Source organism: Streptomyces sp. NPDC006309 (genome assembly GCF_040613095.1).
Taxonomy (GTDB): Bacteria; Actinomycetota; Actinomycetes; order Streptomycetales; family Streptomycetaceae; genus Streptomyces.
Map to the genome: position 1 here is coordinate 180,983 of NZ_JBEXRO010000012.1, position 22,872 is coordinate 203,854.

Annotated in this window: 21 protein-coding genes; 5 read left to right on the plus strand and 16 right to left on the minus strand. The window is 72.6% G+C overall.

The window, feature by feature from the left end:
• Nucleotides 1–24 precede the first annotated feature (24 nt).
• Entirely contained in the window at nucleotides 25–750 is a 726-nt protein-coding gene (locus ABZ117_RS18285) for a transglycosylase family protein (protein WP_356821907.1), read from the minus strand.
• A gap of 543 nt (nucleotides 751–1,293) precedes the next feature.
• Between ABZ117_RS18285 and ABZ117_RS18290 the strand changes: the two genes are divergently transcribed.
• Both ABZ117_RS18290 and ABZ117_RS18295 read left to right on the plus strand, forming a co-directional pair.
• Entirely contained in the window at nucleotides 1,294–2,094 is an 801-nt protein-coding gene (locus tag ABZ117_RS18290) for a hypothetical protein (protein WP_356821908.1), read from the plus strand.
• A gap of 67 nt (nucleotides 2,095–2,161) precedes the next feature.
• Nucleotides 2,162–2,554 carry a hypothetical protein gene (locus ABZ117_RS18295; protein ID WP_356821910.1) on the plus strand — a complete coding sequence of 131 codons (393 nt, stop codon included), beginning with the start codon at nucleotides 2,162–2,164 and terminating at the stop codon, nucleotides 2,552–2,554.
• Between the two features lie 66 nt (nucleotides 2,555–2,620).
• Here ABZ117_RS18295 and der read toward each other — a convergent pair whose 3' ends face one another.
• The 5 genes from der to aroH form a co-directional block, all read right to left on the minus strand.
• A complete protein-coding gene (gene der / locus ABZ117_RS18300) occupies nucleotides 2,621–4,102 on the minus strand; it encodes a ribosome biogenesis GTPase Der (protein ID WP_356821912.1) in 1,482 nt (493 codons plus the stop codon).
• A gap of 78 nt (nucleotides 4,103–4,180) precedes the next feature.
• Complete coding sequence (locus ABZ117_RS18305; RefSeq protein ID WP_356821913.1) at nucleotides 4,181–4,834, minus strand: lysophospholipid acyltransferase family protein; 654 nt, start codon at nucleotides 4,832–4,834, stop codon at nucleotides 4,181–4,183.
• Nucleotides 4,831–5,526, minus strand: coding sequence for a (d)CMP kinase (cmk, locus tag ABZ117_RS18310; RefSeq protein ID WP_356821915.1), 696 nt, complete (start codon nucleotides 5,524–5,526; stop codon nucleotides 4,831–4,833). The genes ABZ117_RS18305 and cmk overlap by 4 nt, the downstream gene beginning before the upstream one ends.
• 99 nt (nucleotides 5,527–5,625) lie before the next feature.
• On the minus strand, nucleotides 5,626–6,711 hold the full coding sequence (locus ABZ117_RS18315) for a prephenate dehydrogenase (RefSeq protein WP_356821917.1): 1,086 nt from the start codon (nucleotides 6,709–6,711) through the stop codon (nucleotides 5,626–5,628).
• Entirely contained in the window at nucleotides 6,708–7,070 is a 363-nt protein-coding gene (gene aroH, locus ABZ117_RS18320; RefSeq protein WP_356821919.1) for a chorismate mutase, read from the minus strand. Before aroH ends, ABZ117_RS18315 begins: the two co-directional genes overlap by 4 nt.
• Before the next feature lie 148 nt (nucleotides 7,071–7,218).
• Between aroH and ABZ117_RS18325 the strand changes: the two genes are divergently transcribed.
• Together ABZ117_RS18325 and ABZ117_RS18330 are read left to right on the plus strand one after the other, a co-directional pair.
• Entirely contained in the window at nucleotides 7,219–7,719 is a 501-nt protein-coding gene (locus tag ABZ117_RS18325) for a Rieske (2Fe-2S) protein (RefSeq protein ID WP_356821921.1), read from the plus strand.
• 21 nt (nucleotides 7,720–7,740) lie between these two features.
• Complete coding sequence (locus ABZ117_RS18330) at nucleotides 7,741–8,526, plus strand: nucleotidyltransferase domain-containing protein (RefSeq protein WP_356821923.1); 786 nt, start codon at nucleotides 7,741–7,743, stop codon at nucleotides 8,524–8,526.
• Here the strand turns inward: ABZ117_RS18330 and ABZ117_RS18335 are convergent.
• The 10 genes from ABZ117_RS18335 to ABZ117_RS18380 all read right to left on the minus strand — a co-directional run bounded on the left by ABZ117_RS18335 (nucleotide 8,491) and on the right by ABZ117_RS18380 (nucleotide 20,529).
• Entirely contained in the window at nucleotides 8,491–9,516 is a 1,026-nt protein-coding gene (locus tag ABZ117_RS18335) for an ADP-ribosylglycohydrolase family protein (protein WP_356821975.1), read from the minus strand. The genes ABZ117_RS18330 and ABZ117_RS18335 overlap by 36 nt on opposite strands.
• A 75-nt stretch (nucleotides 9,517–9,591) precedes the next feature.
• A complete protein-coding gene (locus ABZ117_RS18340; RefSeq protein WP_356821924.1) occupies nucleotides 9,592–10,656 on the minus strand; it encodes a pseudouridine synthase in 1,065 nt (354 codons plus the stop codon).
• Nucleotides 10,657–10,668: 12 nt separating this feature from the next.
• Nucleotides 10,669–11,322 carry an SMC-Scp complex subunit ScpB gene (scpB, locus tag ABZ117_RS18345; protein WP_356821926.1) on the minus strand — a complete coding sequence of 218 codons (654 nt, stop codon included), beginning with the start codon at nucleotides 11,320–11,322 and terminating at the stop codon, nucleotides 10,669–10,671.
• Nucleotides 11,319–12,536, minus strand: a complete 1,218-nt coding sequence (locus ABZ117_RS18350) for a segregation/condensation protein A (RefSeq protein ID WP_356821928.1) — start codon at nucleotides 12,534–12,536, stop codon at nucleotides 11,319–11,321. The genes scpB and ABZ117_RS18350 overlap by 4 nt, the downstream gene beginning before the upstream one ends.
• Nucleotides 12,537–12,554: 18 nt before the next feature.
• On the minus strand, nucleotides 12,555–13,103 hold the full coding sequence (locus ABZ117_RS18355; protein WP_356821930.1) for a hypothetical protein: 549 nt from the start codon (nucleotides 13,101–13,103) through the stop codon (nucleotides 12,555–12,557).
• Nucleotides 13,088–14,221 (minus strand): ParA family protein, encoded by a 1,134-nt coding sequence (locus tag ABZ117_RS18360; RefSeq protein WP_356821932.1) that lies wholly within the window; start codon nucleotides 14,219–14,221, stop codon nucleotides 13,088–13,090. Before ABZ117_RS18360 ends, ABZ117_RS18355 begins: the two co-directional genes overlap by 16 nt.
• Nucleotides 14,222–14,636: 415 nt before the next feature.
• Entirely contained in the window at nucleotides 14,637–15,761 is a 1,125-nt protein-coding gene (ald, locus tag ABZ117_RS18365; RefSeq protein WP_356821934.1) for an alanine dehydrogenase, read from the minus strand.
• A 138-nt stretch (nucleotides 15,762–15,899) separates the two neighbouring features.
• A complete protein-coding gene (locus ABZ117_RS18370) occupies nucleotides 15,900–17,975 on the minus strand; it encodes a tetratricopeptide repeat protein (protein WP_356821936.1) in 2,076 nt (691 codons plus the stop codon).
• 168 nt (nucleotides 17,976–18,143) lie between these two features.
• Nucleotides 18,144–18,770, minus strand: coding sequence for an NUDIX hydrolase (locus ABZ117_RS18375; RefSeq protein ID WP_356821938.1), 627 nt, complete (start codon nucleotides 18,768–18,770; stop codon nucleotides 18,144–18,146).
• Nucleotides 18,771–18,879: 109 nt separating this feature from the next.
• Nucleotides 18,880–20,529 carry a CTP synthase gene (locus ABZ117_RS18380; RefSeq protein ID WP_356821940.1) on the minus strand — a complete coding sequence of 550 codons (1,650 nt, stop codon included), beginning with the start codon at nucleotides 20,527–20,529 and terminating at the stop codon, nucleotides 18,880–18,882.
• 520 nt (nucleotides 20,530–21,049) lie between these two features.
• Between ABZ117_RS18380 and ABZ117_RS18385 the strand changes: the two genes are divergently transcribed.
• Nucleotides 21,050–22,852, plus strand: coding sequence for a glycoside hydrolase family 15 protein (locus tag ABZ117_RS18385; RefSeq protein ID WP_356821976.1), 1,803 nt, complete (start codon nucleotides 21,050–21,052; stop codon nucleotides 22,850–22,852).
• Nucleotides 22,853–22,872: the final 20 nt, after the last annotated feature.

Here is a 22,872-nt window from a genome sequence, read left to right on the forward strand (position 1 = left end):
GGCGCGGGGCTCAGAGCGCGGGGCTCACAGCGCGAGGCGCTGGCCGGGCACGATCAGATCGGGGTCGGCGCCGATGACGGCCTTGTTGGCGGCGTAGAGCCGCTGCCAGCTGGTTCCGTACCGGGCGGCGATGATGCTCAGGGTGTCGCCCTCGCGGACCGTGTAGTCGCCGCGGGACGCGCTGCGGCCGGTGGCGGCCGCCGGGCGTTCCGGCGTCGCGGCCGGGGCGGACGGCGTCGTCGCGCTCCTCGGCGTCGCGGTGTGCCGGGCCGGGCTGTTCCCGGTCGAGCCGCTTCCGGTTCCGCCGCTGCGGGGCGCGCCGCCCGGGGACGACGTGTCCGAGGCGGTAGCCGGGGCGGTGCCGGCGGCTCCGGCGCGGGCCGAGCAGACCGGCCAGGCACCCCAGCCCTGGGCGCCCTGGACCTTGGTGGCGACGGTGATCTGCGCGCTTCTGGAGGCCTGGTCGGCCGTCGGGGCGTAGGCGGTGCCGCCGTACGCGCGCCAGGTGCCGGCGGAGAACTGGAGCCCGCCGTAGTAGCCGTTGCCGGTGTTGATGTGCCAGTTGCCGCCGCTCTCGCACTGGGCGATGCGGTCCCACACCCCGTTGTCCGCCGCGGCGGCGTTGCCGGTCGCGGCCAGCAGTCCCAGCGGGGCCAGCAGGGCGGCTCCGGCCAGCGCGGCCGTCGTACGGCCCTTGCGGGCGCTGTCGGGCCGGCCGGTGTTGCGGGTGGTATCGGCACAGTCGGTCATGTGTTTCCCTCTCCACGAACCCGGGCTCCCCCGGACGGAGCGCGTCGTGCCGCGTATGACCGCGGTTCGTCGCGCCCGCCCCGTCCGCCACCACCGGTGCGGCGTTCGTGCTCTGCCTGATGCCGGTCTGCGGACGTACCCGAGCGGTGCTCCTTGCACACGGCGGAGGAATCTAGGGAGGGCGGGCCACCGGAATCAACCAACTCGCCTTCGCTCCAGGCCAGTTGACCGTTACCGACGGTAGCGGCGATTTCCGGACACCCACCTCATCCGCTTATTTCCGGATGAGTCGACCACCGACCCCAGCAGCCTGTGGCCCACATCACTCGGCCACGCCCTTTCTCCAGGCGGACTTCTCACTTGACGCAATCGTCCATGCACCCAGTGTGACAGCGCGCGGCAGGCAGTTCGAACCGGTCGGCCCCGGGGCGTGACCCCCACCACAGGACGCCCGTTGTCTTCTTCATGAGCCCGGAACCCCGGGGCTCATCGGCCGGGAGCCACCCGGCCGACCCCCAGCACCGCATTCCGAGGGAGCCACCCGTGCCGCGCATGCTCGACGTCAGTGACGCCGTACGCGCCGAGATCGGCGACGAAGAAGCCGACCGGCTGCTCGCCGGAGAGAACGCCCCGGGCAGTTACGACTGCACGTCCTGCCGCACCCAGGGCGACTCCGAGCAGGAGCGCACCAGCACCGTCCTGTTCGTCGGCGACGAGACCGCCGTCCTCGCCTTCGCCCACGCCGGCTGCCTGCCCTCGCAGGTCGTCCAGGTCACCGAGGAGCAGTTGCAGGGCGCCGTCCGGTCCATCGGCGCCGCCGGTGACATGGCCGGCGCCGACGCCGCCGGCGCGCCGCACGCGACCGTTCCCGAGCAGGCGGTGCTCGGTGTGACCAGCGGACTGGTCCTGATCGACGGGGAGTTGCACCCCGCGCTCGTCGTCGAGCCGACCACGGCGATCGCGCGCCCGGGCACCACCGGGACCGGCGACGACTTCCTCGCGCTGCTCGTCGAACAGGGCTTCCTGCCGGTGACCGAGCTGGCGTCCGTCCCGCCGGTGCTGCACGGCTGGTCCGTCCTGCTGGCCGTGGGGCAGCTGCACGCGGTGCTCCAGCCGTCGGCCAACGGGGGCGGGCCGGTGGCCTGGTGGCAGGCGCACCAGCCGCTCCAGGTGACCGACAGCTGGCGGGCCGCCGCCAACAAGCACCAGCAGGTGCTCCTGTTCGCGGCGCCGGTGGGATCGATCGGGCGCCAGCCCCGGGAGGACCTGCTGCGCGGCGCGCTGGACAGGGCCGCCGCGCACGGCAGGCTGGTCGCCGCGGCGCTTCCGCTCGCGGGTACCTGAGGCCGCCCGCGGAGCCGTACGACCGCGTCGGCCGCATCCCTTTGCGCGTCCGGTCGTTTGGACATACGTGCACGCATACGACACTCCCCCCCGCCGGTCCTTCTCCTCCGTGCCGTCCGCCCGGACGGCCCACGAACCGTCCGGCGGACCGTCGGCCACGCCGATCTACGACTCGCTCTACGCGGAGTGGGTCAGGACCTTCCGCACACTGCCGGGGGACCGCAGCGGCGAGGAGGAGCTGAGGTTCAGTGCCTTCGGCGACTTCCCCGACGGCACGAGCGCGTACGGCGGCCACCGCGCGGGGTCGTTCAGCAGCTCCTACAGCGCCTACAGCGCGGGGGCCTACAGCGCCCGGCAGCAGTCGCAGTGGCAGCGGGTCGGCACGCTCGGGCGGCAGCAGGACACCGGCATGCAGTACCTGCCCGCCGCCCTGCCGCCGGGGCCGCGCCGGGGCGCGTGACGGACCCGTGAACGGCGAGGGGCGCCCCCTGGAGAGCCAGGGGGCGCCCTTCTCGTCGTACCGCCGTCACTTCTTCTTCGCGCCGCGCTTCTCGCGCACCCGCACCGACAGGTGGATCGGGGTGCCCTCGAAGCCGAACTGCTCGCGCAGGCGGCGCTCGATGAAGCGCCGGTAGCCCGCCTCGATGAAGCCCGACGCGAAGAGCACGAACCGCGGCGGCTTGGTGCCGGCCTGGGTGCCGAACAGGATGCGCGGCTGCTTGCCGCCCCGGACGGGGTGCGGGTGGGCCGAGACCAGCTCGCCGAGGAAGGCGTTCAGGCGGCCCGTGGGGACGCGCGTCTCCCAGCCCGCCAGCGCCGTCTCGATCGCCGGGACCAGCTTCTCCATGTGCCGGCCGGTGCGGGCCGAGACGTTGACCCGGGGTGCCCAGGCGACCTGGGCCAGCTCCGTCTCGATCTCCCGCTCCAGGTAGTAGCGGCGCTCCTCGTCCAGGGTGTCCCACTTGTTGAAGGCGAGGACGATCGCGCGTCCCGCCTCCACCGCCATGGTGACGATGCGCTGGTCCTGGACGGAGATGTTCTCGGAGGCGTCGATCAGGATGACCGCCACCTCGGCCTTCTCCACGGCGGCCGCCGTACGCAGCGAGGCGTAGTAGTCGGCGCCCTGCTGGAGGTGGACCCGCTTGCGGATGCCCGCCGTGTCGACGAACTTCCAGGTGACGCCGCCCAACTGGATCAGCTCGTCGACCGGGTCGCGGGTGGTGCCCGCCAGTTCGTTGACGACGACGCGCTCCTCGCCGGCCACCTTGTTCAGCAGCGAGGACTTGCCGACGTTCGGGCGGCCGATGAGCGCGATGCGGCGGGGGCCGCCGACGGCGGTGCCGAAGGTCTGCTCGGGGGCCTCCGGCAGCGCCTCCAGGACGGCGTCCAGCATGTCGCCGGTGCCGCGGCCGTGCAGGGCGGAGACGGGATGCGGCTCGCCGAGGCCGAGCGCCCACAGGTAGGTCGCGTCCGCCTCACCGCTCGGGCCGTCGACCTTGTTGGCGCACAGCACGACGGGCTTGCCCGCCTTGCGCAGCAGCCGGACGACCGCCTGGTCGGTGTCGGTCGCGCCGACCTTGGCGTCGACGACGAAGACGACCGCGTCGGCCGCCTCGATCGCGTACTCGGCCTGCGCGGCCACGGAGGCGTCGATGCCGAGGACGTCCTGCTCCCAGCCGCCGGTGTCGACCACCTTGAAGCGGCGGCCGGCCCACTCGGCCTCGTAGCTGACACGGTCGCGGGTGACGCCCGGCTTGTCCTCGACGACCGCCTCGCGACGGCCGATGATCCGGTTCACCAGGGTCGACTTGCCGACGTTGGGGCGGCCGACGACGGCGAGCACGGGCAGCGGGCCGTGGCCCGCCGCCTCGATGGCGCCCTCGACGTCCTCGATGTCGAAGCCCTCTTCCGCGGCGAGCTGCATGAACTCCGCGTACTCGGCGTCGCCGAGAGCCCCGTGCTCGTACTCGTGCTCGGCCGAGCCGTCGGGCTGGATGTCGTCGTTCATGAAGTCCGTACCTCGTCGTTCATTCGTGGTGATCGGTGGAGCGGCCCTCCGTGGGCTGATCCACTACTCAAGTGTCGCCTAGCGCCCGGTCAGGCGCCTGGCGTTTTCCAGGTGGCTGGTGAGCCGCTCGCGGATCCGCTCGGTCGCCTCGTCCAGCGCGCCGCGCGTACGCCGCCCGCTGCCGTCGCCCGCGTCGAACGGGTCACCGAAGACGACGTCGACCCGCGAGCGCAGCGGAGGCAGCGCCTTGACCAGCCGTCCGGGCCGCTCGGAGCTTCCCAGGACGGCGACGGGCACGATCGGCGCCCCGCCGCGGACCGCGAAGTAAGCCAGCCCGGCGCGCAGCGCGGCGAAGTCGCCCTCGCCCCGGGTGCCCTCCGGGAAGATGCCCAGCACCCCCCCGGCCGCCAGCACGCCGAGGGCCTGGGTGATCGCGGTGCGGTCGGGCAGGGCCCGGTCCACCTTCAGCTGGCCGATGCCGGTCAGGAAGGGGTCCAGCGGGCCGATGAACGCCTCCTTCTTGATCAGGAAGTGCGTCGGTCGGGGCGCCACGCCCATGACCATGGGGCCGTCGACGTTGTGGGAGTGGTTCACCGCGAAGATCACCGGGCCGGTCGCCGGCACCTTCCAGGCGCCCAGCACACGCGGCCGGAACAACCCGTACATCAGGCCGACGCCGATGCGCCGCCCGATCTCGGCGCCCCGCTCCGAGGGGACCGGCGGACGGCTCACTTCCCGGCCCGCTTCTCCTCGACCAGGGTGACGACGCACTCGATGACCTGGGCGAGGGTCAGCTCGGTGGTGTCCACCTCGACCGCGTCGTCGGCCTTGGCGAGCGGCGAGGTCTTGCGGCTGGAGTCGGCCGCGTCCCGCTTGATCAGTGCCTCGCGGGTGGCGTGGACGTCGGCGTTCTTCAGCTCGCCGCTGCGGCGGGCCGCACGGGCCTCCGGGGAGGCGGTGAGGAAGATCTTCAGGTCGGCGTCCGGCAGGACGGTCGTACCGATGTCCCGGCCCTCGACCACGATGCCGTGCTCCGCGGCGGCGGCCAGCGAGCGCTGGAGCCCGGTGATCCGGGTGCGCACCTCGGGGACCGCGCTGACCGCGCTGACCTTGGAGGTGACCTCCTGGGTGCGGATCGGGCCGGCCACGTCGACGCCGTCGACCGTGATGGCCGGGTGCGCCGGGTCGGTGCCGGAGACGATCTCCGGCTTGCCGGCTGCGGCGGCGACGGCGCTGGGGTCCGCCAGGTCGATGCCGTTGTTCACCATCCACCAGGTGATCGCCCGGTACTGGGCGCCGGTGTCCAGGTAGCTCAGGCCGAGCTGCGCGGCCACGGCCTTCGACGTGCTCGACTTGCCCGTGCCGGACGGACCGTCGATCGCGACGATCACGGGCTTGGGCGTCGGGGCGGCGCCGTTTTCCACGGGGAGGCACCTTCCTGGTGAAGGGTGGTGGGCTGGGGGCGGGACGCAAGGGCGCCCCGCACAAGGTTACTGGCTCGCGGCAGGCGCCCTCACCGGGCTCTACTGCCGCAGGGCCCAGCCGCGCTCGCGCAGTGCCTCCCGCAGCGCCGCCGCGGCCTGCGGCTCGACCATGAGCTGGACGAGGCCGGCCTGCTGTCCCGTCGCGTGCTCGATGCGCACGTCCTCGACGTTGACGCCCGCCTGTCCCGCGTCCGCGAAGATGCGGGCCAGCTGGCCGGGCTGGTCGTCGATGAGGACGACGACGGTCTCGTACACGCGGGGCGCGCTGCCGTGCTTGCCGGGCACCCGCACCCGGCCGGCGTTCCCGCGGCGCAGCACGTCCTCGACGCCGGCGCTGCCCGAGCGGCGCTTGTCGTCGTCCGGGGACTGGAGGGCGCGCAGCGCCCGCACGGTCTCGCCGAGGTCGGCGGCGACGTCGGACAGCAGGTCGGCGACCGGCCCGGGGTTGGCGGACAGGATGTCGATCCACATGCGCGGGTCGGAGGCGGCGATCCGGGTCACGTCCCGGATGCCCTGCCCGCACAGCCGTACGGCGGCCTCCTCGGCGTGCTCCAGGCGCGCGGCGACCATGCTGGACACCAGGTGGGGCATGTGGGAGACGAGGGCGACGGCGCGGTCGTGGGCGTCGGCGTCCATGACGACCGGGACGGCCCGGCAGTACGAGACCAACTCCAGGGCGAGGTTCAGCACCTCGGTGTCGGTGTCCCGGGTCGGGGTGAGCACCCAGGGCCGGCCCTCGAAGAGGTCGGCGGTCGCGGCCAGCGGGCCGGACTTCTCCCGGCCGGACATGGGGTGGGTGCCGAGGTAGGCCCTGAGGTCGAGACCGGCCGCCTCCAGCTCGCGGCGGGGGCCGCCCTTGACGCTGGCGACGTCGAGGTAGCCCCGGGCCACGCCCCGGCGCATGGCGTCGGCGAGCACCCGGGCGACGTGGGCGGGCGGGGCGGCCACGATCGCCACGTCGACCGGGCCCTCGGGCGCCTCGTCGGTGCCGGCGCCCAGCGCGGCGGCCGTACGGGCCTGGTCGGGGTCGTGGTCGGCGAGGTGGACGGCGACACCGCGCCGGGCGAGGGCCAGGGCGGCGGAGGTGCCGATGAGGCCGGTGCCGATGACGAGTGCGGTTCTCACTGGGCGATGTCCTTGCGCAGGCCGGCCGCGGCGCCGAGGTAGACATGGGCGATGCCGGCGCGGGGTGTGTCCGACTCGACGTGGGCGAGGATCCGCACGACGCGGGGCATGGCGCCCTCGACATCCAGTTCCTGGGCGCAGATCAGCGGGACGTCCACGAGGCCGAGCCCGCGGGCGGCGGCGGCCGGGAAGTCGCTGTGCAGGTCGGGGGTGGCCGTGAACCAGATGCTGATCAGGTCGTCGGCGGTCAGCCCGTTCCGTTCCAGGACGGTGGTGAGCAGGGCCCCGACCTGCTCCTCCATGTGTCCGGCCTCGTCGCGCTCCAGCTGGACGGCCCCCCGGACCGCTCGTACCGCCACGGTGCTGCTCCTCGCTGACATGCGTGTCTGTTCTTGGTCCGTCCAGCGTAGTCAGCCCGCGCGGGGCGGGCGTGCGCCGCCCGGTCGCTGAGACGATGCGGACGTACCGGTATCCACCGTTCTGTACGTCCAGCGCGAAAGGCGTGACATGACCCACCCCTCGACCCGGCGCACGGTTCTGGCTTCGAGCGCGGGGGCGCTCGCCCTGGGCTGCGTGGGATGCGGCGGCGGCAAGAGCGGCAGCGGCTCCTCGTCGTCCGCCTCCCCCACCGGCGCCGGCAGCGGCTCCCCGTCGCCCGTCTCCTCCGCCTCGTCCGCGGGCGCCGCCAGCGGCTCCCCGTCGCCCTCCTCGTCCGCCGGCGGTGCGGAACTCACCAGGACCGGCGACATCCCGGTGGGCGGCGGCAAGGTGTTCGGCGACCGGAAGATCGTCGTCACCCAGCCGTCGAAGGGCGAGTTCAAGGCCTTCTCGGCGATCTGCACGCACCGCGGCTGCACGGTGGACAAGGTCGCGGACGGCACCATCGACTGCCCCTGCCACGGCAGCAGGTTCCACGTCGCCGACGGCTCGGTGGCCCACGGCCCGGCGACCGAGCCGCTGCCCGAGAAGCCGATCACCGTGCGGGGGCAGTCGATCCAGCTGGCCTGAGGGCCCGCGTAGGCTCCGGGGATGCAGCCGCAGGATCTCGTACGCGATCACACGGTCTACGCCTGTGTCATGGGCTCCCGTGCCTTCGGACTGGCCACGGACGCCAGCGACACCGACCGGCGGGGGGTGTTCCTCGCCCCCACCCCCTTGTTCTGGCGGTTCGAGAAGCCGCCGACGCATGTGGAGGGGCCGGGTGAGGAGCGGTTCTCCTGGGAGCTGGAGCGGTTCTGCGAGCTGGCGCTGCGCGGCAACCCGAACATCCTGGAGTGCCTGCACTCCCCGCTGGTGGAGCACGCCGACGACACCGGCCGCGAACTGCTGTCCCTGCGCGGCGCCTTCCTGTCGCTGCGGGCCTACGACACGTTCACCGGCTACGCCCTCGGCCAGCGCAAGAAGCTCGACGCCGACGTCCGCGTCACGGGCGCCCCGCGCTGGAAGCACGCGATGCATCTGCTGCGGCTGCTGGCGAGCGCCCGGGACCTGACGCGCACCGGCGAGCTGCGGATCGACGCCGGCGACCGGCGGGAGGCGCTGCTCGCGGTGAAGCGGGGCGAGGTGCCGTGGGCGGAGGTGGAGCGGCGGATGGTCCGGCTGGCGGCCGAGGCCGAGGCGGCTCTGCGGGGCAGCCCGCTGCCGCCGGAACCGGACCACGCGCGCGTGGCCGGCTTCCTGTACCGGGTGCGCCGGGCGTCGGCCCTGCGGGCGGAGCCGGACCACGAGGCCGCGCGGGGACTCCTGGACGCGGGGCACGGCGGTGGAGACCTCACGCTCTCAGGCCGGAGTGCCGGCCCCGGCGTCCCAGAGTGACCCCAGGGCCAGCAGGTCCGCCCGGTACTCGATCCGCCCGGCCCACTCGGCGGGCCAGGCACCGGCGCCCAGCCGGGCGCCCGCGAAGGCGCCGGTGAGGCAGGCGATGGAGTCGGAGTCACCGGCGGTGCAGGCGGCGCGGCGCAGGGCGGTGACGGGCTCGTCCGGGAAGAGCAGGAAGCACAGCAGCCCGGTGGCGAGGGCCTCCTCGGCGATCCAGCCCTCGCCGGTGGCCAGGCAGGGGTCGGTCTCCGGGGAGACGGTCCGTACGGCGTCCCGGAGGCGGTCGAGGATTGCCAGGCACTCGTCCCAGCCGCGCGCGATGAACTGCTCGGGGCCGGGGTCCTCGGCGCGGGTCCACAGGTCGCCCAGCCAGCCGTGGTGGTAGCGGGTGCGGTGGTCCAGGGCGTACGCGCGCAGGGCGCCGACCAGTTCCGCCGGTCCGGTGCCCCGCGCGAGCAGGTGGACGGCGTGGGCGGTGAGGTCGGAGGCGGCCAGCGCGGTGGGGTGGCCGTGGGTGAGCGCGGCCTGCAACTGGGCGGCGCCGGCACGCTGTTCGCCGCTCAGGCCGGGGGCGAGGGCGACGGGCGCGACGCGCATGTTGGCGCCGCAGCCCTTGGAGCCGACCCGGCTGGCGTCCTGCCAGGGCCGGCCGGGCTCCGTGAGCAGGGCGCACGCCCGCAGACAGGTGCCGCCGGGGGCGCGGACGTTCTCCGGTGACCGGTACCAGTGCACGAACTCCTCACGCAGCGGCCGCTCCAGCCGCCGCGGCGTGAGGTCGCCGCGCTCCATGGCCGTCCGCAGGGCGCGGCCGACGGCGAGGGTCATCTGGGTGTCGTCGGAGACCAGCGCGGGCCGCGCCGGCTCCAGCGTCCGCCAGGGACCGGACTCGGCGAGGATCGCCGGCACGGTCTTGAACTCGGTCGGGTAGCCGAGGGCGTCCCCGAGGGCCAGGCCCAGGAGCGCGCCGGTCGCGGCTCGTTCGGACACGCGGTTCACGCGGTTCACCATCCCCTTTATCGTCACTATGACAATAAACGGGGATGGTGATCACGGCAAGGCGCTCTAGAGGTCGACTTCCTTCATGAGCATGCCGACCTCGGTGTTCGACAGGCGGCGCAGCCAGCCCGACTTCTGGTCGCCGAGGGTGATCGGGCCGAAGGCGGTGCGCACCAGCTTCTCGACCGGGAAACCGGCCTCGGCGAGCATGCGCCGCACGATGTGCTTGCGGCCCTCGTGCAGGGTCACCTCGACCAGGTAGTTCTTGCCGGTCTGCTCGACCACCCGGAAGTGGTCCGCGCGGGCGTAACCGTCCTCCAGCTGGATGCCGTCCTTCAGCTGCTTGCCCAGGTCGCGCGGGATCGGGCCGACGATCGCCGCGAGGTAGGTCTTCTTCACCCCGTACTTCGGGTGGGTGAGACGGTGGGCCAGCTCGCCGTGGTTGGTGAGCAGGATGACACCCTCCGTCTCGGTGTCCAGCCGGCCGACGTGGAAGAGCCGCGTCTCGCGGTTGGTGACGTAGTCCCCGAGGCACTGGCGGCCCTCCGGGTCCTCCATGGTGGAGACGACACCGGCGGGCTTGTTGAGCGAGAAGAACTGGTAGGACTGCGTCGCGACCGTCAGGCCGTCGACCTTGACCTCGTCACTCTCCGGGTCCACCCGGCGGCCCTGCTCGGTGACGATCTCGCCGTTCACCTCGACCCGGGCCTGCTCGATCAGCTCCTCGCAGGCCCGCCGGGAGCCGTAGCCCGCGCGCGCGAGCACCTTCTGGAGGCGCTCGCCCTCCTGCTCCGCGCCCGGGAAGGTCTTGGGCAGCTTGATGTCCGGCTTCCCGGCGTACCGGTCCCGGTTGCGCTCCTCCACCCGCGTCTCGTACTCGCGCGAGCGCGCGGGGGCCGTACGGCCGCCCTGCTGGGGCCGCTTCGGGCCACCCTTGGCGCCACCGCGCGCGGCGCCGCCCCGGCCCGCCTTCGGGCCGTCGTGGGTGGCCCCGGGGCCCACGTCGTAGCGGCGCTCCTCGGGGCGGGGCTTGCGGGGCCGGCCCTGCCCCTGCTTGTCGTCCCTGCTGTTGCCGGCACCGCGGTAGTTCCCGCGTCCGCCACCGCTCTTGCCGCTGCCGCTGCTTCGCATCAAAGTTCCGTCTTAGTCGTCTGCGTCGTCGTCTGCTCCGGGCGCGTCGGGCGCGTCCGGGTCGAACGACGGGACTCCCTCCTGGGTCTCGGCCTCGATCGCCTCCGCCTCCGGGAGGAAGGGCGCGAGTTCCGGAAGCTCGTCCAGGCCGCGCAGGCCCGTCCGCTCCAGGAAGTAGTTCGTCGTCCTGTACAGGATCGCACCTGTTTCGGGTTCCGCGCCCGCCTCCTCGACCAGACCGCGCTGAAGGAGGGTGCGCATCACGCCGTCGCAGTTCACTCCGCGCACCGCGGAGACGCGGCTGCGGCTGACCGGCTGGCGGTAGGCCACGACCGCCAGGGTCTCCAGCGCGGCTTGGGTGAGCCGGGCCGTCCGGCCGTCCAGGACGAGCCGTTCGACTGCCGGCGCGTAGGCGGCCCGGGTGTAGAAACGCCAGCCGCCGGCGACGAACCGCAGGTCGAAACCGCGGCCCTGCGCGGTGTACTCGTCGGCCAGCTCCCGCAGGGCGTCCGCGACTGCCCGCTCCGGCCGCTCCAGGAGCCGCGCCAGGTGCTCCTCGGTCGCGGGCTCGTCCACGACCATGAGCATCGCCTCCAGGGCGGGCCTGAGGTCGAGGCCGGCGGCGGTCCGGGGTCCCGCGGGGGGTTCCGCTGTCTCCTCGCTCATGCCTTCTTCTCCTCGGGCCGCTCCGGCGGCCGGTCGAACTCGTCGGTGACCAGGGGTGCCGCGTCCGCGTCGCCGGTCCAGCGCACGAGCAGCCGGCCGAGCGCGGTCTCCTGGTCCAGGGCGACGGCCTTCTCCCGGTACAGCTCCAGCAGGGCCAGGAACCGGGCCACGACCGTCAGGGTGTCGCCGGTGTCCTCGACCAGCGTCCGGAAGTCCGCCTCGCCCAGTTCCCGCAGCCGGGCCACCACGATCCCGGCCTGCTCCTGCACGCTGACCAGCGGGGCGTGGATGTGGTCGACGTAGACCTGCGGCCTGGGCCGGGGCTGCATCGCCTTGACCGCCAGCCTGGCGAGACCCTCGGGGCCGATGCCGATGACGACCTCGGGCAGCAGCTCGGCGTGCTGCGGTTCCAGGCCGACGGTACGGGGATAGCGCCGGGCCTCCTCGTCGAGCCGCCGGTCGAGGATGCCGGCGATCTGCTTGTACGCGCGGTACTGGAGCAGCCGCGCGAACAGCAGGTCCCGCGCCTCCAGCAGCGCCAGGTCGCCCTCGTCCTCGACCTCGGCGGCGGGCAGCAGCCGGGCCGCCTTCAGGTCGAGCAGCGTGGCGGCCACGACCAGGAACTCGGTCGTCCGGTCCAGGTCCCAGTCCGGCCCCATGGCCCGGATGTGCGCCATGAACTCGTCCGTCACCCGGGACAGGGCGACCTCGGTGACGTCCAGCCGGTGCCGGGAGATCAACTGGAGCAGCAGGTCGAAGGGCCCCTCGAAGTTGGCGAGCCGAACCGTGAAAACCCCGTCGGAGGGTTGGTGGGGCACGGCAGGCGCACGGGGCTCCGCAGACTCACGGGGCTCGGTGGGCCCATGCTCCGCAGGATCACCGGGCGCCGGAGGCTCATGCGGCCCGGCGGACCCATGAGGCACAGCAGGGTCATCGCACACAGCGGGCTCGACCGGCTCACCGGGTGCCGAGGGCTCGGGTGGCAGGGGGGTTGTCGGTGCGGTCGGCGCCGGGGTCTGCGGGGCGCTCCCCGTAGTCCCGGGCGGCTCGGTGCCGGGGGTCCGGGAGGACGGGGTCTGCGGGGCGCTCCCCGGGGTCCCGGGCGGCTCGGTGCCGGGGGTCCGGGAGGCGTTCTCCGGTCCGCCCGGACCCCGCCCCAGCGCACGCCGGCGGCCGGCGGCTGCGCCGGGGGCGGGGGCTGCGTTCGAGGTCATGGCCTCCGCAGGCTACCGCTACCGCCCGCGCAGCCGTCGTACGAGGATGCTCGCGTCCCCGCGGGACTCCAGGTCGGCCAGGACCACGGCCACCGCCTCGCGGACGATCCGGCCGCGGTCCACCGCGAGCCCGTGCTCGCCGCGGAGCACGAGCCGGGCGTGCTCCAGGTCCATCAGTTCCTCGGCCGAGACGTACACGGTGATCTTCTCGTCGTGCCGCTCGCGCCCGCTGGGCCGCCGGGACGCGGCCCGCCCGCGCTTGCGCGGCTGCCCGGCGGGATCGACACCTTCCTGCGCCTCCTGCCGCCGCGCCGGACGGGTGCGGGACTCGCCGGACCCGGACGAATCGGCCGCGGCCGCCGCGTGCTCCGCACCCTCTCCGTCACCGCCCTGGACGGGCACCGACTGGGGTCCGTCCTCGGCGGCCGTCTCGTCGCTCTCCCCCGCGGGAGCCGGCACCCGGGCCTCACCGTTCGCCCCGCGCCGGGTACCGGACGGCTGGAGTGCCGTCCCCCCCGTCGTGCGGAACAACTCGTCGGCCCCGGGCAGACTCACTCGGCGTGACACCGGGCGAGCACCTCCCTGGCGAGCTGGCGGTAGGCGGCGGCACCTACGGAGTTGGAGGCGTACGTGGTGATCGGCTCACCGGCGACCGTGGTCTCCGGGAAGCGGACCGTGCGCCCGATGACCGTGTGGTAGACGTGGTCGTCGAACGCCTCGACGACACGTGCGAGCACCTCACGGCTGTGCACGGTTCTCGAGTCGTACATCGTGGCGAGGATGCCGTCCAGTTCCAGCTCGGGGTTGAGCCGCTCCTGGACCTTCTCGATGGTCTCGGTCAGCAGGGCCACACCGCGCAGGGCGAAGAACTCGCACTCCAGCGGCACGATCACCTTGTGCGCGGCCGTCAGGGCGTTGACGGTCAGCAGGCCGAGCGAGGGCTGACAGTCGATCACGATGTAGTCGTAGTCGGGCAGGAGCGGCTTCAGGGCCCGCTGGAGCGTCGACTCGCGCGCGACCTCGGAGACCAGCTGGACCTCGGCGGCCGACAGGTCGATGTTGCTGGGCAGCAGGTCCATGTTGGGGACCGCCGTCTTCAGCAGGACCTCGTCCGCGGACATGCCCCGCTCCATGAGCAGGTTGTAGACGGTGAGGTCCAACTCCATCGGGTTGACGCCGAGACCGACCGACAGCGCGCCCTGCGGGTCGAAGTCCACGAGCAGCACGCGCCGGCCGTACTCCGCGAGCGCGGCACCCAGGTTGATGGTCGACGTGGTCTTGCCGACGCCGCCCTTCTGGTTGCACATCGCGATGATCTTCGCGGGGCCGTGGTCGGTCAGCGGGCCCGGGATCGGGAAGTACGGCAGCGGGCGGCCGGTGGGGCCGACGCGCTCACGGCGCTGGCGGGCAGCGTCGGGCGCGAGCGTGGCCGCGTACTCCGGATCGGGCTCGTACTCGGCGTCGGGGTCGTAGAAATGCCCCTCGGGCAGGTCGTCGTAGTCGGCGAGTTGGTTGTGGGGCGCGCCACTTCCGTCGCCGGCCATGGCGTTCACGTGATGGCCATCCATGCTCTGGTGTGCTGTCCGGTCCGCCTGCGGATCCGGACTCTGGTGGGCTGCGAAGGTGCGCACAGCTACGGAGCCGACAGCCTCGAATCCCGTGGGGTCCTGGCCCCGTACCGGCATTCCTGGTTGACCACCCCCGGGAGAAAATGTCGACTCATTCACAAGTCGTCTTACCTCCTTGGTGACCAGGAAACTTCTAGACAAGGTCAGCGTGGCACCATGCCGACGGTTGGCGACTCTATGGCGTGTCGGCGGTCCGCAGCAACACAATCCGCCGGACCCGGCAGGATGTGTCGGCAATGAAACATCCCTCTGTCAAGGGCTCACGGCCGTCGCACGGCAGGTTTCACCGGTGTGCGAATCGGTCGAAGGGTTACGTTCGAGGCGAGTTGACCGAGTGCCGCAAAGTGACCATACACACATCCGGCCGGACCTTGTCGGGCAAGGTCCGGCCGGGCGCGCGCGGTTGACGAGTCGTGTTGACGAATCGCCTTTTACCTGGCGGTGACTTGGTGACCCGCCAGGTCGGAAGGGGTCAGCCGAGCAGGGCGGTCAGCTCGACGTGGTCCAGGCCGTGGGCCTCGGCGACCTCCTTGTAGACCACCTTGCCGTCATGGGTGTTGAGACCCTTGGCGAGCGCGGCGTCACGGCGCAGCGCCTCGACCCAGCCGTTGTTGGCGAGGGAGACGATGTACGGCAGCGTGGCGTTGGTGAGCGCGTTGGTGGAGGTGTTCGGCACCGCGCCCGGCATGTTGGCCACGCAGTAGAAGACCGAGTTGTGGACCTGGAAGGTCGGCTCGGCGTGCGTGGTGGGACGGGAGTCCTCGAAGCAGCCGCCCTGGTCGATCGCGATGTCGACAAGAACACTTCCGGGCTTCATGCGGGACACCAGCTCGTTGGTGACCAGCTTCGGGGCCTTGGCGCCCGGGATGAGGACCGCACCGATGACCAGGTCGGCGTCGAGGACGGCCTTCTCCAGCTCGAAGGAGTTGGACATGATCGCCTTGACCTTCGTGCCGAAGATCCGGTCGGCCTCGCGGAGCTTGTTGATGTCGCGGTCCAGCAGGGTGACGTCGAAGCCCATGCCGACGGCGATCTGGGTGGCGTTCCAGCCGGAGACACCGCCGCCGATGACGACGGCCTTGGCCGGGGTCACGCCCGGGACGCCGCCGGGGAGCACGCCACGGCCGCCGGCCGCGCGCATCAGGTGGTACGCGCCGACCTGCGGGGCCAGGCGGCCCGCGACCTCGGACATCGGGGCGAGCAGCGGCAGGCCGCGGCCCGGCAGCTCGACGGTCTCGTAGGCGATGGCCGTGGTGCCGGACTCCAGCAGCGCGTCCGTGCACTCCTTGGAGGCGGCCAGGTGGAGGTAGGTGAAGAGCGTCTGGTCCTTGCGGAGGCGGTGGTACTCCTCCGCGATCGGCTCCTTGACCTTGAGCAGCAGGTCGGCGGTGGCCCACACCTCGTCGGCGGTGTCGAGGATGGCGGCACCGGCGGAGACGTACTCCTGGTCCGTGATGGAGGAGCCGAGGCCGGCGCCCCGCTCGATGACGACCTGGTGGCCGTTGCGCACCAGCTCGTGCACGCCGGCGGGGGTGATGGCCACCCGGAACTCGTTGTTCTTGACCTCGCGGGGGATGCCGACCTTCACGTCGATCACGGTCCTTGGCTCAGAGGGTATGGGGGGTGCATTACATGACATACCCAGGCATGCAGGGCACACCGGGAGACACCGCAGGAGAACGAGCGGCAGAGCCAGTCTAATGAAGGCGTTCCGGCTGTCTAGCCTTTCATTGCATCAATCTTTGTCGGATGAGCTGCGGATTTCGCAGGCATCAGCGTCCTTTTCCTGGCCTGTGCCGTCCTCGGGCGGCTCCTCGACCAGCATGCGCTCCGCCGCCACGCGGTGCAGGCGGGCCGCCGCCGGGTCGCCGATCCGGTCCAGGGTGTCCGCCAGCCGCAGCTCCAGCGCGGCGTGCAACCGGACGTCCTCGGCGCGCCGCGCCCAGTCCACGGCCTCCTGGCAGGTGCGCAGCGACTCCTCGGGCCGCCCCGCGTACTCCTGCACCCGGGCGATCTCGCTCAACGCCCGCGCGCTGGCGGCGACATCACCGCTCCTGCGGTAGCCGGCGAGCGCGGCCCGCCAGTTCCTGAGCGCCTCGCCGTACCGGCCGGCGTAGGTGTGGGTGGTGGCGATCCGGCCGTAGAGCCGGGCGGCCTCCGGGCGTTCCCCGCGGGCCAGCCGCTCGGCCAGGGCCCGCCCGAACCAGTCCGCGGCCCGGTCGTAGTCGCCCAGCTCCTGGTAGGCGCCGCCTACGGATTCCATCGCGCGGCCGGTCGCGTACGGGTCGTTCGCCTCGCGGCCGGCCTCCAGGGCGGCCCGGTAGCGCACCAGGGCGTCCCGGGTACGGCCGGTCTGCGCGTCCAGATCGCCCAGGTTCAGCAGGGCCGCGGCCTTCTCCCGGGGCAGCCCGCGCCGCTCGGCGACATCGAGGACCAGGCCGTGGACGCCGTACAGGTCCGGCGCGGCGGCCTGGGTGCCGACATGCGCCGCGATGGCCCTGACCAGCTGGGACAGCAGCCGCCTCGCCAGGGTGTCCAGCTCCCCGTCGGCCACCGCGAGCCGGGCGGACGCCAGCAGGGCGGGCCGCCGGATACGCAGCCAGTCGGCCGCCGCCCGCGGGGTGGGGAAGCGCACCTCCCGGGGCATGGCGCTCAGCTTCTCCCGGGCCTGCGGACTGTCCGTCTCGGTGATGACCCGGCAGGAGTGCAGCAGCCGCACCGTCCGCTCCAGCATCCGGGCCCGGGCGAGCTGGAGCTCCGCGGGCCGCTCCTGGCCGGCGGCGAGGACGCGCAGCAACGGGTGCAGCCAGCCGGGGACGTCGTACTGGGGCAGCGGGGAGTCCACCGCGCGCAGCAGGCCGAGGGCGACGAAGTCGTCCAGGACGGCGCGGGCGGCGTCGACCGAGCAGCCGGCCAGGGAGGAGGCGGTGTGCGGGTCGACCAGGCCGGCCGGGGCGAGGCTGAGCAGTCGCAGTATCCGGGCACCCTGGCCGGGCAGCTGTTCGTACACGAGCCGCAGGACACGGGCCGTCGGACCGGCGTCCGCGCCGTCGGCGCCGTCATCGCTGTCCGCGTGCATCCGCTTGGCGAGGTCGGCGACGGCGGCCTGGGGCCGGGCCGCCAGCCAGCCGCCGGCCAGGACGAGCGCGGCCGGGTGTCCCTGGCAGGCCTCGGCCAGGCTCTCCGCGGAACGGGGGTCGACGGTGACACGGACCGCGCCGGCGTAGCGGGTGAGCAGCTCCACGGCGGACTTGGTGTCCAGTCCGCCGAGTGTGCAGGGGCGGACGTCCGCGATACCGGTGAGCGGGCCGCCGGAGACGGCCACCGCCAGGCAGTCCGGGGCGTCCGGGAGCAGCGCGTCGACCTGGTCGGCACCGGCGGCGTCGTCCAGCAGGAGCAGCATGCGCCGGCCGGCGAGGGCGCCGCGCAGGGCAGCGGTGAGGTCGTCCTCGGCGGCCCCGGCCGGTGCGGGCAGGCCCAGGGCGCCGAGCAGTTCGCGGGCGGCCCGCTCGACGGGCACCGGCGTGCCGTCGGGTTCGCTCAGCCGGGCCCGCAGCACCCCGTCGGGGTAGCGGCCGGCGACCTGGCGGACGAGTTCCTCGGCGAGGCTGGTGCGGCCCGAGCCGGGGCGGCCGGCGATGAGGAGCACGCGCGCGCGGGGGGCCTTGCGGCCGGAGAGCGTGTCCAGGCCCGCGCGCTCGATGTCGGCGCGCAGTTCCTTCAGCTCGCGTGCCCGGCCGAGGAAACGGTCCCGCGTGGCCGGGTGCGCGGCCGGCCGCACCTCGCCTGTGTCCACCGCCTGATCCGTCACGGGCCACGCTCCCGTCCCACCGCACGCGCAAAGCCCGCCGGTGTCTTCCGGTACGGGCGTTTTGCAGAGCCTAGTTCACGCTCTGCTACCTCCCGGAAGGAGCGCGGCGGACGGATCGCCCGATCGGATCAGGCGATCGTCACACCACTGCGCCGGACGGGTGATGGGTCAGGAGGTGAAGGGACGCGCGGGCCACGGGGCGTCGGCCGGGCGCAGCGCGTCCAGCCCGTCCCCGCCGCGGGCCGCCACCAGGGAGAGGACCCCGACGACGAGGCAGTTGTTGTGCACGTCCCCGGCCAGCACCCGGCGCACCAGTTCCTCGACCGGCACGCGCGCGTGCTCCATGTCGGTCTCCTCGTGCTCCGCCTCGAAGCGCTGCTGATCGGCCGGGGACAGGTTCCGGGCGAGGAAGATCCGTACGGCCTCGTCGCAGCCGCCGGGGGTGGTGTAGACGTCGGTCAGCACCCGCCAGTCGCCGGCCTTGACGTGCGCCTCCTCGTACAGCTCCCGCTGGGCGGCGTGCAGCGGGTTCTCGCCGGGTACGTCGAGCAGGCCGGCCGGGATCTCCCACAGCCGGTGCCGGACCGGGTGCCGGTACTGGTTGATGAGCAGGACCCGGTCCTCGTCGTCCAGGGCGAGGACGGCGACCGAGCCGGGGTGGACCTGGTAATCACGGCCGGCCACCGAGCCGTCGGGCATGACCACGTCGTCCGTGCGGACGGAGGTCTTGCCGCCCACGAAGGGGGTGTCCGTCGCCCGGATCTCCCACTCCTCGGGGGTGTCCTTGATCGTCATGCCCTGTCCTTCCACGTGCGCACAGAGAAAACCGGGGTGCCCACCTCTCGAAGGTGCGCACCCCGGCCACCGTACAACCGGTGGATCACCTCGCGATCTTCCGCGTGTGTCAGCCCTGCTGCTGGCGCTCGACGGCCGCCTTCACGAGGCCGGCGAAGAGCGGGTGCGGGCGGGTCGGGCGCGAGCGCAGCTCCGGGTGCGCCTGGGTGGCGACCAGGTAGGGGTGGACCTCCCGCGGGTACTCCACGTACTCGACGAGCTTGCCGTCCGGGGAGGTGCCGGAGAACAGGATGCCGGCCTTCTTCTCCAGCTCCGCGCGGTAGGCGTTGTTCACCTCGTAGCGGTGGCGGTGGCGCTCCTCGACGTACTCCTTGCCGTCGTACACCTCGCGCACGATGGAGTCCTCGGCGAGCTTGGCCGGGTACATGCCCAGCCGCATCGTCCCGCCCATGTCGCCCTCACCGGCGACGATGTCCATCTGCTCGGCCATGGTGGAGATGACCGGGTGGCCGGTGGCCGGGTCGAACTCGGTGGAGTTGGCGTCCGGGATCCCGGCCAGGTTGCGCGCCGCCTCGATCACGATGCACTGGAGACCCAGGCACAGGCCGAGCAGCGGGATCCGGTTCTCGCGGGCGTATCGGATGGCACCGACCTTGCCGAGCACACCGCGGTCGCCGAAGCCGCCGGGGATGCAGATGCCGTCGACGTCACCGAGCTGGGCCTGGGCGCCGGCCGCGGTCTTGCAGTCGTCCGAGGTCACCCACTTGATCTTCACCCGGGCGCGGTGGGCGAACCCGCCGGCCCGCAGCGCCTCGGTGACCGAGAGGTAGGCGTCGGGCAGGTCGATGTACTTGCCGACCAGCGCGAGGGTGATCTCGTGGTCGGGGTTGTGGACGCGGTCGAGCAGGTCGTCCCAGGTCGTCCAGTCCACGTCCCGGAAGGGCAGGTCGAGCTTGCGGACGACGTAGGCGTCCAGGCCCTCACCGTGCACGGTCTTCGGGATGTCGTAGATCGAGCGGGCGTCCGGGCAGGCGACGACGGCGGCCTCGTCCACGTCGCACATCAGCGAGATCTTCCGCTTGATGGCGGTGGGCACCTCGCGGTCGCAGCGCAGCACGATCGCGTCGGGCTGGATGCCGATGTTGCGCAGCGCGGCCACCGAGTGCTGGGTGGGCTTGGTCTTCAGCTCGCCCGACGGGCCGATGTACGGCAGCAGCGAGATGTGCACGACGAAGACGTTGTCCCGGCCGACCTCGTGGCGGACCTGGCGGACGGTCTCCAGGAACGGCAGCGACTCGATGTCGCCGACGGTGCCGCCGACCTCGGTGATGACGACGTCGACCTCGTCGGTCGCCATGCGGCGGATGCGGTGCTTGATCTCGTTGGTGATGTGCGGGATGACCTGGACGGTGTCGCCCAGGTACTCGCCGCGGCGCTCCTTGGCGATCACCGTGTTGTAGATCTGGCCGGTGGTGACGTTGGCGCTGCCGTCCAGGTCGCGGTCGAGGAAGCGCTCGTAGTGGCCGATGTCCAGGTCGGTCTCGGCGCCGTCGTTCGTGACGAACACCTCACCGTGCTGGAAGGGGTTCATCGTGCCCGGGTCGACGTTCAGGTACGGGTCGAGCTTCTGCATCACGACACGCAGGCCGCGGGCCTTGAGCAGCATGCCCAGGCTGGAGGCCGTCAGACCCTTGCCGAGCGAGGAGGCGACACCCCCGGTGACGAAGATGTGCTTGGTCGTCGTGGATTTGGAGGGCATGGCCAAGAGGGGGCTCCCGTGGTCGCTGTCTGTGATGCGGGGCGGCTGCCGGACGGGAAGGGCCCGGGGTGCCGTCGCTGCGGTACGGGGGTTCGTCGCCCACCGCTCCACGGGCTACCAGCGTATCAGCGCCCGGACGGGATGGCTCCCGGGCACACTCCGCGCACACCCGGGCACGGACCGCTCCGTCACGTACGTCACTACGGACAGTTCCCACCCGCCAGGTCACCCGTTTAGCCCACACGGGTTGTCCGGAGCGGCGCGCGGATCATGTACGTGCGTCGTATCCTGCTCGGACACTCGCTGCCGAGCCCGGCCGGAAAAGACGGCACACCCCCGCTGCATCACACCGGAACAACGAGAGCGCGGCAGTTCGTTGAGCAAAGACTGTCGTGTTGCCTCAGGGCTCGGCGGGCTGCTTTGCTTCACCGCTCAACGACGCACAACAACGATCCCCTTGACCGCACTAAGCGATATCCCCCTGCGCGGGGGTGACGTGGCCGTTCGACTGGAGTTGCACGTGGCCGGGCGCATCGAAGATTACGCACTCATCGGAGACATGCAGACCGCGGCACTGGTCTGCCGGGACGGCACGGTGGACTGGCTGTGCCTGCCCCGCTTCGACTCGCATGCCATCTTCGCCGGCCTCATGGGCACCGAGGAACACGGCTTCTGGCGGCTCGGCCCGGCGCACGCGGCCGACGCCGAGCCGCCCACGGCGGCCCGGCGCGGCTACCGCGGCGACTCGCTGATCCTGGAGTCCGAGTGGGACACCCCGCGCGGCACGGTGCGCGTGACCGATTTCATGCCGCCGCGTGACGGCGCCCCCCAGCTGATCCGGATCGTGGAGGGCGTCACCGGCCGGGTGCCGATGCGTTCCGCCCTGCGGATGCGGTTCTCCTACGGCCGTGTGGTGCCGTGGGTGCACAAGCACGAGGGCCGCACGGTGGCCGTCGCCGGACCGGACTCCGTGTGGTTCGACACGGAGGCCGAGACCTACGGCAAGGCGCTGACCACGTACGCGGACTTCACGGTCGCCCCGGGTGACCGGATCGCCTTCACGATCTCCTGGGAGCCCTCCCACAAGCAGCCGCCGCCGCTGCCGGAGCCGGAGCAGTCGCTGGAGGCGACGGAGACGTTCTGGCGCGAGTGGGTCGAGCACTGTACGTACCACGGGCCGTACCGCGAGGCCGTGGTCCGCTCGCTGATCACCCTGAAGGCGCTGACGTACGCCCCCACGGGCGGCATCGTCGCGGCCCCCACCACGTCCCTGCCCGAGGACATCGGCGGCGTCCGCAACTGGGACTACCGCTACACGTGGCTGCGCGACGCGGCGATCACCCTCTCCTCCCTGCTGCGCACCGGCTACCGCGAGGAGGCCCGCGCCTGGCGCGAGTGGCTGCTGCGGGCGGTGGCCGGCGACCCGGAGAACCTCCAGATCATGTACGGCATCGCCGGCGAGCGGGAACTGGGCGAGGCCGAGCTGGACTGGCTGCCGGGCTACGAGAACTCGGCCCCGGTCCGGGTCGGCAACGGCGCCGCGCACCAGCTCCAGCTGGACGTGTACGGCGAGGTCACCGAGGCCCTGCACCTGGGCCACATGACGGGCCTGGCCCGCAACGACTACGCCTCGCTGCTCCAGCTGAAGCTGATCCGCTACCTGGAGGACCACTGGCAGGAGCCGGACGAGGGCATCTGGGAGGTGCGCGGCCCGCGCCGGCACTTCGTGCACTCCAAGGTGATGGCCTGGGTCGCGGTGGACCGCACCATCAAGCTGATCGAGTCCGGTGACGCGGACGGCCCGCTGGAGCGCTGGAAGGAACTGCGCGACGACATCCACCGGGACGTCTGCGAGAGGGGCTACGACCAGGAACGCAACACCTTCACCCAGTCCTACGGCTCCCGTGAGCTGGACGCCTCGCTGCTGCTGATCCCCCAGATGGGCTTCCTGCCGCCGGACGACAAGCGGGTGATCGGCACGATCGAGGCGATCCAGCGGGAGCTGTCCACCGCCGACGGGTTCATCCTGCGCTACCCGACGGAGGGCGACAACGCGGGCGTCGACGGCCTGCCGGGTGACGAGGGCGCCTTCCTGGCCTGCTCGTTCTGGATGGCGGACGACCTGGCGATGATCGGCCGGGTGGACGAGGCCCGCAGGCTGTTCGAGAAGCTCCTCTCCCTGCGCAACGACCTCGGTCTGCTCGCCGAGGAGTGGGACCCGCGCCTGAAGCGCCAGGTCGGCAACTTCCCGCAGGCGTTCAGCCACGTCCCGCTGATCGACACGGCCCTGCGCCTGACCGCCTCGGGGGCGTACGGCGGCTGACCGCGACCGGAAAGCCCGGC